The sequence below is a fragment of the Streptomyces sp. NPDC107498 genome, assembly GCF_055582805.1.
In genome coordinates this window covers 200,456-213,637 of sequence record NZ_JBVJPE010000005.1, presented here as the reverse complement: position 1 = coordinate 213,637, position 13,182 = coordinate 200,456, and the positions used below count along the sequence as shown (strand labels likewise).

The 13,182-nt window shown below is 67.0% G+C and carries 10 protein-coding genes; 8 read left to right on the top strand and 2 right to left on the bottom strand.

Going from position 1 to position 13,182, the window contains the following annotated elements; translation table 11 throughout:
- Positions 1-3 precede the first annotated feature (3 nt).
- From nusG to ACZ66Z_RS11395, 8 genes are all read left to right on the top strand, one after another.
- Positions 4-885, top strand: a complete 882-nt coding sequence (nusG, locus tag ACZ66Z_RS11430; protein WP_469933730.1) for a transcription termination/antitermination protein NusG — start codon at positions 4-6, stop codon at positions 883-885.
- Between the two features lie 158 nt (positions 886-1,043).
- Entirely contained in the window at positions 1,044-1,478 is a 435-nt protein-coding gene (gene rplK, locus ACZ66Z_RS11425; protein WP_015035536.1) for a 50S ribosomal protein L11, read from the top strand.
- Between the two features lie 78 nt (positions 1,479-1,556).
- Positions 1,557-2,285: a 50S ribosomal protein L1 gene (gene rplA / locus ACZ66Z_RS11420; RefSeq protein ID WP_469933729.1), complete on the top strand. Its 729-nt coding sequence runs from the start codon at positions 1,557-1,559 to the stop codon at positions 2,283-2,285.
- 115 nt (positions 2,286-2,400) lie between these two features.
- Positions 2,401-3,306, top strand: a complete 906-nt coding sequence (locus ACZ66Z_RS11415) for an SCO4651 family lipoprotein (RefSeq protein WP_469933728.1) — start codon at positions 2,401-2,403, stop codon at positions 3,304-3,306.
- A gap of 247 nt (positions 3,307-3,553) precedes the next feature.
- Entirely contained in the window at positions 3,554-4,084 is a 531-nt protein-coding gene (gene rplJ, locus ACZ66Z_RS11410) for a 50S ribosomal protein L10 (RefSeq protein ID WP_030687887.1), read from the top strand.
- A 111-nt stretch (positions 4,085-4,195) separates the two neighbouring features.
- Positions 4,196-4,582, top strand: coding sequence for a 50S ribosomal protein L7/L12 (gene rplL / locus ACZ66Z_RS11405; protein ID WP_468879131.1), 387 nt, complete (start codon positions 4,196-4,198; stop codon positions 4,580-4,582).
- A gap of 546 nt (positions 4,583-5,128) precedes the next feature.
- Positions 5,129-8,611: a DNA-directed RNA polymerase subunit beta gene (rpoB, locus tag ACZ66Z_RS11400; RefSeq protein WP_469933727.1), complete on the top strand. Its 3,483-nt coding sequence runs from the start codon at positions 5,129-5,131 to the stop codon at positions 8,609-8,611.
- Positions 8,612-8,710: 99 nt separating this feature from the next.
- A complete protein-coding gene (locus ACZ66Z_RS11395) occupies positions 8,711-12,610 on the top strand; it encodes a DNA-directed RNA polymerase subunit beta' (RefSeq protein WP_469933726.1) in 3,900 nt (1,299 codons plus the stop codon).
- 76 nt (positions 12,611-12,686) lie between these two features.
- Here the strand turns inward: ACZ66Z_RS11395 and ACZ66Z_RS11390 are convergent, their stop codons facing one another.
- Positions 12,687-12,950 carry a hypothetical protein gene (locus ACZ66Z_RS11390; protein ID WP_469933725.1) on the bottom strand — a complete coding sequence of 88 codons (264 nt, stop codon included), beginning with the start codon at positions 12,948-12,950 and terminating at the stop codon, positions 12,687-12,689.
- Positions 12,937-13,170, bottom strand: coding sequence for a hypothetical protein (locus ACZ66Z_RS11385; RefSeq protein ID WP_469933724.1), 234 nt, complete (start codon positions 13,168-13,170; stop codon positions 12,937-12,939). The genes ACZ66Z_RS11390 and ACZ66Z_RS11385 overlap by 14 nt, the downstream gene beginning before the upstream one ends.
- Between the last annotated feature and the right edge of the window lie 12 nt (positions 13,171-13,182).

The following is a 13,182-nucleotide window of genomic DNA, read 5'->3' as shown; positions in this document are numbered from 1 at the left end:
ACCGTGTCTGACGCGAACCTGAACGACGCCTTCGAGTCCGAGTCCGCCGAGGACGAGCTGGACATCGTCGAGGCCGCCGACGAGGACGTCGAGGACGTCGAGGTCGACGCTGCTGAGGACGCTGCGGACGAGGACGTCGAGATCGACGAGGCCGTCGACGCCGACGAGGACGACGAGACCGACGAGGACGAGGCCGTCGAGGACGCCGAGGCCGAGGTCGAGGACGCCGAGGAAGAGACCGACGAGGAGGCCGAGCCGGCCGCCCCGGTCGACCCGGTCGCCGCGCTCCGCGAGGAGCTCCGCACGCTCCCCGGCGAGTGGTACGTCATCCACACCTACGCGGGCTACGAGAAGCGCGTGAAGGCCAACCTCGAGCAGCGTGCCGTCTCGCTCAACGTCGAGGACTTCATCTACCAGGCCGAGGTCCCCGAGGAAGAGATCGTCCAGATCAAGGGCGGCGAGCGGAAGAACGTCAAGCAGAACAAGCTTCCCGGCTACGTCCTCGTCCGCATGGACCTGACGAACGAGTCCTGGGGCGTCGTCCGCAACACCCCCGGCGTCACCGGCTTCGTGGGCAACGCCTACGACCCGTACCCGCTGACCCTGGACGAGATCGTCAAGATGCTCGCCCCGGAGGCCGAGGAGAAGGCCGCCCGCGAGGCCGCCGAGGCCGAGGGCAAGCCGGCTCCGGCCCGCAAGCTGGAGGTCCAGGTCCTGGACTTCGAGGTCGGCGACTCGGTCACCGTCACCGACGGCCCGTTCGCGACCCTCCAGGCCACGATCAACGAGATCAACCCGGACTCGAAGAAGGTCAAGGGCCTCGTCGAGATCTTCGGTCGCGAGACCCCGGTCGAGCTCAGCTTCGACCAGATCCAGAAGAACTGATCTCACCGTCTTCCGACCAGGTCAGAGTGGCTCTCGCAGCCGCTCTGACCTGCTCGGTTTTTAGCCGCACCTCTATACCCGTTATCGTTGTGCGGTATGCCTCCATCCGGATGACCGGGTGGCGGGCTGAACACTCTCACTAGGACCCGGAGAGAGCAATGCCTCCCAAGAAGAAGAAGGTCACGGGGCTTATCAAGCTCCAGATCAACGCCGGTGCGGCCAACCCGGCCCCGCCGGTCGGCCCCGCGCTGGGTCAGCACGGCGTCAACATCATGGAGTTCTGCAAGGCCTACAACGCCGCGACCGAGTCGCAGCGCGGCATGGTCGTGCCGGTGGAGATCACGGTCTACGAAGACCGCACCTTCACCTTCATCACCAAGACTCCGCCGGCCGCCAAGCTGATCCTCAAGGCCGCGGGTGTGGACAAGGGCTCCGGCGAGCCGCACAAGACCAAGGTCGCCAAGCTCACGGCCGCCCAGGTCCGCGAGATCGCCACGGTCAAGCTCCCCGACCTCAACGCCAACGACCTGGACGCCGCGTCCAAGATCATCGCCGGCACCGCCCGTTCCATGGGCATCACGGTCGAGGGCTGATCACCCCCGTTTGACCTCCAGTGGTAGGGCCGGCGCGGCCCGCACCACGACTCCATACCTGAACCAACAGGAGAAGCAGTGAAGCGCAGCAAGGCTCTCCGCAGCGCGGACGCCAAGGTCGACCGCGAGCGGAACTACGCGCCCCTCGAGGCCGTCCGTCTCGCCAAGGACACCGCCACCACGAAGTTCGACGGCACCGTCGAGGTCGCCTTCCGCCTGGGCGTCGACCCGCGCAAGGCCGACCAGATGGTCCGTGGCACCGTGAACCTTCCGCACGGCACCGGCAAGACCGCCCGGGTCCTGGTCTTCGCGACCGGTGACCGTGCCGAGGCCGCGATCGCCGCGGGCGCCGACATCGTCGGCTCCGACGAGCTCATCGACGAGATCTCCAAGGGCAACCGCCTGAACGAGTTCGACGCCGTGGTGGCCACCCCGGACCTCATGGGCAAGGTCGGCCGCCTCGGCCGCGTCCTCGGCCCGCGTGGTCTCATGCCGAACCCCAAGGTCGGCACCGTCACCCCCGATGTCGCGAAGGCCGTCAACGACATCAAGGGCGGCAAGATCGAGTTCCGCGTCGACAAGCACTCGAACCTGCACTTCATCATCGGCAAGGTCTCCTTCGACGAGACGAAGCTGGTCGAGAACTACGCCGCGGCCCTGGAGGAGATCCTCCGTCTGAAGCCGTCCGCCGCGAAGGGTCGCTACATCAAGAAGGCGACCATCACGACGACGATGGGCCCCGGCATCCCGCTGGACTCCAACCGCACCCGCAACCTCCTCGTCGAGGAGGACCCGGCCGCGGTCTGAACCCCACGGGTTCACTGAGTGGTCGAGCCGGCCCCGCACCTCTTCGGAGGAGCGGGGCCGGCTTCTTGTTACGGTGCGGGGGACCGCACAGTCATGAAACGAGGGGTGGGGACTCATGAACGCGTCCACATGGAAGCGCGCGGGCGTAGCCCTGACGGCCGTGGCCGTCGTCACGGGGGTCGCGGGATGCCAGGACGGTGACGCGAAGGCCGGGGGCGCCGAACCGAAGGCGCAGAGCCACGGGGACGTCACGAAGGTCATCCAGGCCGCGTACGAGAAGACCTCGGCGGCCAAGGCCGCCAAGGTCAGGATGACCATGAGCATGAAGGGCGTCGGCGCGGAGTCCGGCACCATCGAGATGACGGGGACCCAGGGCTGGGCCCCGGCAGTGATGGACATCACCATGAAGAGCTCCCTGCTGTCCGCCGGCGCCCCGGGCGGGCCCGAGCAGATGCGCGTGATCATGCTCGACCAGGCCATGTACATGGACATGGGTGCCGAGAAGGCCGCCGAGACGGACGGCAAGCGCTGGATGAAGCTGGACCTGAAGGCCGCCGCGGAGGCCTCCGGGGACGAGGCGCTGCAGAAGCAGATGACCGGCGGCCTGGACAACATGAACCAGGACCCGGCCCAGCAGCTCGCCCTGCTCCTGGACTCCCCGGACCTGAAGCACGTCGGTGCCGAGAAGGTCAACGGCATGGAGACCCAGCACTACAAGGGCACGCTCACCTTCGAGCAGATGCTCAAGGCCAACGAGTCGTCCAAGCTCCTCTCCAAGGAGGACCACGACAAGCTCATCGCCAACGTGAAGAAGGCGGGCCTCAAGGGCTACGACACCGAGCTCTGGGTCACCGAGGACGGTTACCCGGCCCGCATGGACGTCGGCATGACCATGGCCCAGGGCACGATGCAGATGCGGGCCGACTACAGCGACTACGGCACCAAGGCCGCCGTCCAGGCCCCGCCGGCCAAGGACACCGTGGACCTCTTCGAGATGCTGAAGGGCGTCGGCAAGGCCTGATTTGCCCCTGGCGCGGGCCATCGCGTACTCTTCCACAGAAGCCAAAGACCGCTGGTCGTTGCTGTGCCCCTACCGGGTGCGGTGGCCGAAGGATCCGCTGACAACGGACGACCCGCGCAGGTGACTGTGGAAAGTTCCCGGACTCTCGTCCGGTCGAGCTCAGCCCCGTGCGCCTGCGCCGGGGCGTTTTGTTTTGTTCAGCCTCCTTCTGAGCGGTCCTCATCACCCGGAAGGAGGCTGACGCACTATGCCGACGCCCAACAAGGCTGCATCGGTGGCCGAGCTCAAGGACGCGTTCCAGAGCTCCAACGCCGCCGTGCTGACCGAGTACCGGGGTCTCACCGTCGCGCAGCTCAAGACGCTGCGTCGTTCGCTCGGTGAGAACGCCCAGTACGCCGTGGTGAAGAACACGCTGACCAAGATTGCGGCCAACGAGGCCGGGATCACCGCACTGGACGAGCACTTCGCTGGTCCGACCGCGGTCGCCTTCGTCACCGGTGACCCGGTGGAGTCGGCGAAGGCCCTGCGTGACTTCGCCAAGGAGAACCCGAACCTCATCATCAAGGCCGGTGTCCTTGACGGTAAGGCTCTCTCCGCCGACGACATCAAGAAGCTTGCGGACCTCGAGTCCCGCGAGGTTCTGCTCAGCAAGCTGGCCGGTGCCTTCAAGGGCAAGCAGTCTCAGGCTGCCTCGCTCTTCCAGGCGCTGCCGTCGAAGTTCGTCCGCACCGCGGAGGCGCTTCGCGTCAAGCTCGCCGAGCAGGGCGGTGCCGAGTAATTCGGCTCGCGCATTGATCCGCGCCGCCTAGCGCACGGGTCGTAGCGGGCCGTTACGCCCGCCTCTATAGACACATCGGCACCTGCCGAATTAGTGGAAGGATCGCCCATCATGGCGAAGCTCTCTCAGGACGACCTCCTCGCCCAGTTCGAGGAGATGACCCTCATCGAGCTCTCCGAGTTCGTGAAGGCCTTCGAGGAGAAGTTCGACGTCACCGCCGCCGCGGCCGTCGCCGTTGCCGGTCCGGCCCAGGGTGGTGGCGACGCCGCCGCCGCCGCCGAGGAGCAGGACGAGTTCGACGTCATCCTCGAGGGTGCCGGCGACAAGAAGATCCAGGTCATCAAGGTCGTGCGCGAGCTCACCTCCCTGGGCCTCAAGGAGGCCAAGGACCTCGTCGACGGCACCCCGAAGCCGGTCCTCGAGAAGGTCGCGAAGGAGGCCGCCGAGAAGGCTGCCGAGTCCCTCAAGGCCGCCGGCGCCTCCGTCACGGTCAAGTAAGACCGTTTCGGCTCGCTGAGCTGACTCCTGCCCCCGTGTAACGCGGAGGCACCGAGAGGCGATCATCCATCTGGGTGGTCGCCTTTCGGCGTTCCCGGAAGGGCGTGGCGGGGGTCCCGAGGGCCGCCGCGAGCGGAGTATGGTGATCTTCGCCGTGCGCCCCGCACACCGGGGGGCCTTGACGAACCGCACGCAGCGCGCAATTCTCAGGACGCGTCGTCACAACGATCCGTTTCCGAGGCATGGATCGACGACCGAACGGGCAGTATCGAGGTGCGCCGCACGGCGCGAGGTACCGCGGAGTTGAGAGCAACGAGGGACGCGAAGAAGTCGCCCTGGACATCAGTGGGCCAAGTGGCTACACTGACCCTTTGCGCTGCCTGTTAGCTGCCCCCTGCCCGTCACCAGGGGCATACCTTCGCATCAACTTCGTGGACCGACCCCGTCTGACCTGGCCTTTCAGTCATTTCAGGAAACGTCTGCCGTGAAGTGTTGCTGGGGACCGGTACGCGCGTAGTGAGTCCGAGCCCTCGGAAGGACCCCCTCTTGGCCGCCTCGCGCAACGCCTCGACCAATACGAACAACGGCGCAAGCACCGCCCCGCTGCGCATCTCCTTTGCAAAGATCAAGGAGCCCCTCGAGGTTCCGAACCTCCTCGCGCTGCAGACCGAGAGCTTTGACTGGCTGCTCGGCAACGCCGCCTGGAAGGCTCGCGTCGAGGCTGCCCTTGAGTCGGGACAGGACGTCCCCACGAAGTCCGGTCTGGAGGAGATCTTCGAGGAGATCTCCCCGATCGAGGACTTCTCCGGGTCGATGTCGCTGACCTTCCGCGACCACCGCTTCGAGCCGCCGAAGAACTCGATCGACGAGTGCAAGGACCGTGACTTCACGTACGGCGCCCCGCTCTTCGTCACCGCCGAGTTCACCAACAACGAGACCGGCGAGATCAAGTCCCAGACGGTCTTCATGGGCGACTTCCCGCTCATGACCAACAAGGGCACCTTCGTCATCAACGGCACCGAGCGCGTCGTGGTGTCGCAGCTGGTCCGTTCGCCGGGTGTCTACTTCGACTCGTCGATCGACAAGACGTCCGACAAGGACATCTTCTCCGCCAAGATCATCCCGTCCCGGGGTGCCTGGCTGGAGATGGAGATCGACAAGCGCGACCTGGTCGGTGTCCGCATCGACCGCAAGCGCAAGCAGTCCGTCACCGTCCTCCTGAAGGCCCTCGGCTGGACCACCGAGCAGATCCTGCAGGAGTTCGGCGAGTACGAGTCCATGCGCGCCACCCTGGAGAAGGACCACACCCAGGGCCAGGACGACGCGCTGCTCGACATCTACCGCAAGCTCCGTCCGGGCGAGCCGCCGACCCGTGAGGCCGCTCAGACGCTGCTCGAGAACCTCTACTTCAACCCGAAGCGCTACGACCTCGCGAAGGTCGGCCGCTACAAGGTGAACAAGAAGCTCGGCGCCGACGAGCCGCTGGACGCCGGTGTCCTCACCACCGACGACATCATCGCCACGATCAAGTACCTGGTGAAGCTCCACGCGGGCGAGACCGAGACGACCGGCGAGAACGGCAACGAGATCGTCGTCGAGACCGACGACATCGACCACTTCGGCAACCGTCGTCTGCGCAACGTCGGCGAGCTCATCCAGAACCAGGTCCGCACGGGTCTGGCTCGTATGGAGCGCGTCGTCCGCGAGCGGATGACGACCCAGGACGTCGAGGCGATCACCCCGCAGACCCTGATCAACATCCGCCCGGTCGTGGCGTCGATCAAGGAGTTCTTCGGCACCTCGCAGCTGTCCCAGTTCATGGACCAGAACAACCCGCTGTCGGGTCTGACGCACAAGCGTCGTCTCTCGGCGCTGGGTCCCGGTGGTCTCTCCCGTGAGCGGGCCGGCTTCGAGGTCCGAGACGTGCACCCGTCCCACTACGGACGCATGTGCCCGATCGAGACCCCCGAAGGCCCGAACATCGGTCTGATCGGTTCGCTCGCCTCGTACGGCCGCGTCAACGCGTTCGGCTTCATCGAGACGCCGTACCGCAAGGTCGTCGACGGCCGCGTCACCGACGAGGTCGACTACGTCACCGCCGACGAGGAGGACCGCTTCGTCATCGCGCAGGCCAACGCCGCGCTCGACGACGAGCTCCGCTTCTCCGAGAACCGCGTCCTGGTCCGCAAGCGCGGCGGCGAGGTCGACTACGTCGAGCCGTCGGACGTGGACTACATGGACGTCTCGCCGCGCCAGATGGTGTCGGTCGCGACCGCCATGATCCCGTTCCTCGAGCACGACGACGCCAACCGCGCCCTCATGGGCGCGAACATGATGCGTCAGGCCGTCCCGCTGATTAAGTCGGAGGCCCCGCTCGTCGGCACCGGCATGGAGTACCGCTGCGCCACCGACGCCGGCGACGTGCTCAAGGCCGAGAAGGACGGTGTCGTCCAGGAGCTGTCGGCCGACTACATCACGGTCGCCAACGACGACGGCACGTACATCACGTACCGCCTGCACAAGTTCTCCCGCTCCAACCAGGGCACCTCTGTGAACCAGAAGGTCGTCGTGGACGAGGGCGACCGCGTCATCGAGGGCCAGGTCCTCGCCGACGGTCCCGCCACCGAAGACGGCGAGATGGCGCTCGGCAAGAACCTGCTCGTGGCGTTCATGCCGTGGGAGGGCCACAACTACGAGGACGCGATCATCCTGTCGCAGCGCCTCGTGCAGGACGACGTCCTCTCCTCGATCCACATCGAGGAGCACGAGGTCGACGCCCGTGACACCAAGCTCGGCCCCGAGGAGATCACCCGGGACATCCCGAACGTCTCCGAGGAGGTCCTCGCGGACCTCGACGAGCGCGGCATCATCCGCATCGGTGCCGAGGTCGTCGCCGGCGACATCCTGGTCGGCAAGGTCACGCCCAAGGGCGAGACCGAGCTGACCCCGGAGGAGCGCCTGCTCCGCGCGATCTTCGGCGAGAAGGCCCGTGAGGTCCGTGACACCTCCCTGAAGGTGCCGCACGGCGAGATCGGCAAGATCATCGGCGTCCGCGTCTTCGACCGCGAGGAGGGCGACGAGCTTCCCCCGGGCGTGAACCAGCTGGTCCGCGTCTACGTCGCCCAGAAGCGCAAGATCACCGACGGTGACAAGCTCGCCGGCCGTCACGGCAACAAGGGCGTCATCTCGAAGATCCTCCCGATCGAGGACATGCCGTTCCTCGAGGACGGCACCCCGGTCGACATCATCCTCAACCCGCTGGGCGTCCCGTCCCGAATGAACCCGGGACAGGTCCTGGAGATCCACCTCGGCTGGCTCGCCAGCCGCGGCTGGGACGTCTCCGGCCTCGCGGACGAGTGGGCGCAGCGCCTCCAGGTGATCGGCGCCGACCAGGTCGCCCCCGGCACCAACGTCGCGACCCCGGTCTTCGACGGTGCGCGCGAGGACGAGCTCGCGGGTCTGCTCCAGCACACCATCCCGAACCGCGACGGCGAGCGCATGGTGCTCCCGACCGGCAAGGCGAGGCTGTTCGACGGCCGCTCCGGCGAGCCGTTCCCGGACCCGATCTCGGTCGGGTACATGTACATCCTCAAGCTCCACCACCTGGTCGACGACAAGCTGCACGCCCGCTCGACCGGCCCGTACTCGATGATCACCCAGCAGCCGCTGGGTGGTAAGGCCCAGTTCGGTGGCCAGCGCTTCGGTGAGATGGAGGTGTGGGCGCTGGAGGCTTACGGCGCCGCGTACGCCCTCCAGGAGCTGCTGACGATCAAGTCCGACGACGTGACCGGCCGCGTGAAGGTCTACGAGGCCATCGTCAAGGGCGAGAACATCCCTGAGCCCGGCATCCCCGAGTCCTTCAAGGTCCTCATCAAGGAGATGCAGTCCCTGTGCCTCAACGTGGAGGTGCTGTCCTCGGACGGCATGTCCATCGAGATGCGCGACACCGACGAGGACGTCTTCCGCGCTGCGGAGGAGCTCGGCATCGACCTGTCCCGGCGCGAGCCGAGCAGCGTCGAAGAGGTCTGACGGGAGTCCGGCGGGGGGCTCAGCGATGAGCCCCCCGCCGGCCCCAGGACCCCCGTATCAGACCCACAGCCTTACAACCCTGAGAGGGATTGACGCATAGTGCTCGACGTCAACTTCTTCGACGAGCTCCGGATCGGTCTGGCCACCGCTGACGACATCCGTCAGTGGAGCCACGGCGAGGTCAAGAAGCCGGAGACCATCAACTACCGCACGCTCAAGCCCGAGAAGGACGGACTCTTCTGCGAGAAGATCTTCGGTCCGACCCGGGACTGGGAGTGCTACTGCGGCAAGTACAAGCGCGTCCGCTTCAAGGGCATCATCTGCGAGCGGTGTGGCGTCGAGGTCACCCGCGCCAAGGTGCGCCGCGAGCGGATGGGCCACATCGAGCTCGCCGCCCCCGTCACCCACATCTGGTACTTCAAGGGCGTTCCGTCGCGCCTCGGCTACCTGCTCGACCTCGCCCCGAAGGACCTGGAGAAGGTCATCTACTTCGCGGCGTACATGATCACGTACGTCGACGACGAGCGTCGTACGCGTGACCTGCCCTCGCTGGAGGCGCACGTCTCCGTCGAGCGCCAGCAGATCGAGAACCGTCGCGACTCCGACCTGGAGGCCCGCGCCAAGAAGCTCGAGAACGACCTCGCCGAGCTGGAGGCCGAGGGCGCCAAGGCCGACGTGCGCCGCAAGGTGCGCGAGGGTGCCGAGCGCGAGATGAAGCAGCTGCGCGACCGCGCGCAGCGCGAGATCGACCGTCTGGACGAGGTCTGGTCGCGCTTCAAGAACCTCAAGGTCCAGGACCTGGAGGGCGACGAGCTCCTCTACCGCGAGCTGCGTGACCGCTTCGGCACGTACTTCGACGGTTCGATGGGTGCCGCGGCGCTGCAGAAGCGCCTGGAGTCCTTCGACCTGGAGGAGGAGGCCGAGCGCCTCCGCGAGATCATCCGTACCGGCAAGGGCCAGAAGAAGACCCGCGCGCTCAAGCGCCTCAAGGTCGTCTCCGCGTTCCTGCAGACGGCGAACAGCCCCAAGGGCATGGTCCTGGACTGCGTCCCGGTCATCCCGCCGGACCTGCGTCCGATGGTGCAGCTGGACGGTGGCCGCTTCGCGACCTCCGACCTGAACGACCTGTACCGCCGTGTGATCAACCGCAACAACCGTCTGAAGCGTCTGCTCGACCTCGGTGCCCCCGAGATCATCGTGAACAACGAGAAGCGGATGCTCCAGGAGGCGGTCGACGCCCTCTTCGACAACGGCCGTCGCGGTCGCCCGGTGACGGGCCCCGGCAACCGTCCGCTGAAGTCCCTCAGCGACATGCTGAAGGGCAAGCAGGGTCGTTTCCGTCAGAACCTGCTCGGCAAGCGTGTCGACTACTCGGCGCGTTCCGTCATCGTCGTCGGTCCGCAGCTGAAGCTGCACCAGTGCGGTCTGCCCAAGGCCATGGCGCTGGAGCTCTTCAAGCCGTTCGTGATGAAGCGCCTGGTCGACCTGAACCACGCGCAGAACATCAAGTCGGCCAAGCGGATGGTCGAGCGCGGCCGCACGGTCGTGTACGACGTCCTCGAAGAGGTCATCGCCGAGCACCCGGTCCTGCTGAACCGTGCGCCCACGCTGCACCGCCTCGGCATCCAGGCCTTCGAGCCGCAGCTGGTCGAGGGCAAGGCCATCCAGATCCACCCGCTCGTCTGCACCGCGTTCAACGCGGACTTCGACGGTGACCAGATGGCCGTCCACCTGCCGCTCTCCGCGGAGGCGCAGGCCGAGGCCCGCATCCTGATGCTGTCCTCGAACAACATCCTCAAGCCCGCCGACGGCCGTCCGGTGACGATGCCGACCCAGGACATGGTCCTCGGTCTGTTCTTCCTCACCACCGACGGCGAGCTCCGTGACACCAAGGGCGAGGGCCGCGCGTTCGGCTCCACGGCCGAGGCGATCATGGCGTTCGACGCCGGCGAGCTCGCGCTGCAGTCGCAGATCGAGATCCGCTTCCCGGTCGGCACCGTCGCTCCCCGTGGTTGGGTCCCCCCGGTCACCGAGGAGGGCGAGCCGGAGTGGCAGCAGGGTGACTCGTTCCGTCTGAAGACCTCGCTGGGCCGCGCGCTCTTCAACGAGCTGCTGCCCGAGGACTACCCGTTCGTCGACTACTCCGTCGGCAAGAAGCAGCTCTCCGAGATCGTCAACGACCTCGCCGAGCGCTACCCCAAGGTCATCGTGGCGGCGACGCTCGACAACCTGAAGGCGGCGGGCTTCTACTGGGCGACCCGTTCCGGCGTCACCGTGGCCATCTCCGACGTCGTCGTTCCCGAGGCGAAGAAGGAGATCGTCAAGGGCTACGAGGCGCAGGACGAGAAGGTCCAGAAGCAGTACGAGCGCGGTCTGATCACCAAGGAAGAGCGCACGCAGGAGCTCATCGCGATCTGGACCAAGGCGACCAACGAGGTCGCCGAGGCGATGAACGCGAACTTCCCCAAGACGAACCCCATCTTCATGATGGTTGACTCGGGTGCCCGAGGAAACATGATGCAGATGCGGCAGATCGCCGGTATGCGTGGTCTGGTGTCGAACGCGAAGAACGAGACCATCCCGCGTCCCATCAAGGCGTCCTTCCGCGAGGGCCTCTCCGTCCTCGAGTACTTCATCTCGACGCACGGTGCCCGTAAGGGTCTCGCCGACACCGCCCTGCGCACCGCCGACTCGGGTTACCTGACCCGTCGTCTGGTGGACGTCTCGCAGGACGTGATCATCCGCGAGGAGGACTGTGGCACCGAGCGCGGTCTGAAGCTGCGGATCGCGGCCAAGGACGAGGCCGGTGTCCTGCGGAAGACGGACGACGTCGAGACCTCCGTGTACGCGCGGATGCTCGCCGAGGACGTCGTCGTCGACGGCAAGGTCATCGCGCCGGCCAACGTCGACCTGGGTGACGTGCTCATCGACGCCCTGGTCAACGCGGGCGTCGAGGAGGTCAAGACCCGTTCGGTCCTGACCTGTGAGTCCGCCGTCGGCACCTGTGCGTTCTGCTACGGCCGTTCGCTCGCCACCGGCAAGCTGGTCGACATCGGTGAGGCGGTCGGCATCATCGCCGCCCAGTCCATCGGTGAGCCCGGTACCCAGCTGACGATGCGTACCTTCCACACCGGTGGTGTGGCCGGTGACGACATCACCCAGGGTCTGCCCCGTGTCGTCGAGCTCTTCGAGGCGCGGCAGCCGAAGGGTGTCGCCCCGATCTCCGAGGCGGCCGGTCGCGTCCGCATCGAGGAGACCGAGAAGACCAAGAAGATCGTCGTCACCCCGGACGACGGCACCGACGAGACGGCGTTCCCGATCTCGAAGCGTGCCCGTCTGCTCGTGGGCGAGGGCGACCACGTCGAGGTGGGCCAGAAGCTCACCGTGGGTGCCACCAACCCGCACGACGTGCTCCGGATCCTCGGTCAGCGCGCGGTCCAGGTCCACCTGGTCGGCGAAGTCCAGAAGGTCTACAACTCGCAGGGCGTGTCGATCCACGACAAGCACATCGAGATCATCATCCGGCAGATGCTGCGCCGCGTGACGATCATCGAGTCCGGCGACGCGGAGCTCCTGCCGGGCGAGCTGGTCGAGCGCTCGAAGTTCGAGCAGGAGAACCGTCGTGTGGTCACCGAGGGCGGTCACCCCGCCTCCGGCCGTCCGCAGCTGATGGGTATCACCAAGGCCTCGCTGGCGACGGAGTCCTGGCTGTCGGCCGCCTCCTTCCAGGAGACGACCCGAGTTCTGACGGACGCGGCGATCAACGCCAAGTCCGACAGCCTCATCGGCCTCAAGGAGAACGTCATCATCGGTAAGCTCATCCCGGCCGGTACGGGTCTGTCCCGCTACCGCAACATCCGGGTCGAGCCGACCGAGGAGGCCAAGGCCGCGATGTACTCGGCCGTCGGCTACGACGACATCGACTACTCGCCGTTCGGCTCGGGCTCCGGCCAGGCCGTTCCGCTGGAGGACTACGACTACGGTCCGTACAACCAGTAGGCGAGTCGCTCGACCGAAGGGCGGCCATCCCGTTTCACCGGGGTGGCCGCCCTTCGGCGTTCGTCTCACCGGCAGGTCACCGGGCGGCCAGTTCCCAGACCGCGACGAGCACGCCGGCGCTCGCGGCCAGCGCGGCGATGCTGGTCAGCGGCCAGCGGGACCGCTCCAGTTCGTCGAGGCGGGCCTCGTGGTCGGCGAGCTGCCTGTCGGTCTGGTCGCTGCGCTGCACGAGCAGCGCGAGGGAGCCGTCGACGCGGGCGAAGCCGGCCTCCAGGGTGCCGCGGAGCCGCTCCAGTTCGAGGGCGACGGCGACGGGGTCGTTCGGATCAGGCTCGGTCATCGGCACCGCCCGGGGTGGGGCGCAGCCAGGACGGCAGCAGGTTCTGCACCAGGTCGAGGGCCATCACCCGGGCCAGCCCGCCGGCGACGGCCAGCGCCCCGGCGACCCAGGGGAGGGTCGCGGGGACGCCGGAGGCGTCGACGATGGCGGGGAGCACGACGGCGATGCCGACGGCGGACTGGAGGACGGTACGGGCCGTGCGCTTGGCGGCATCGGACATCACTGTGCTCCT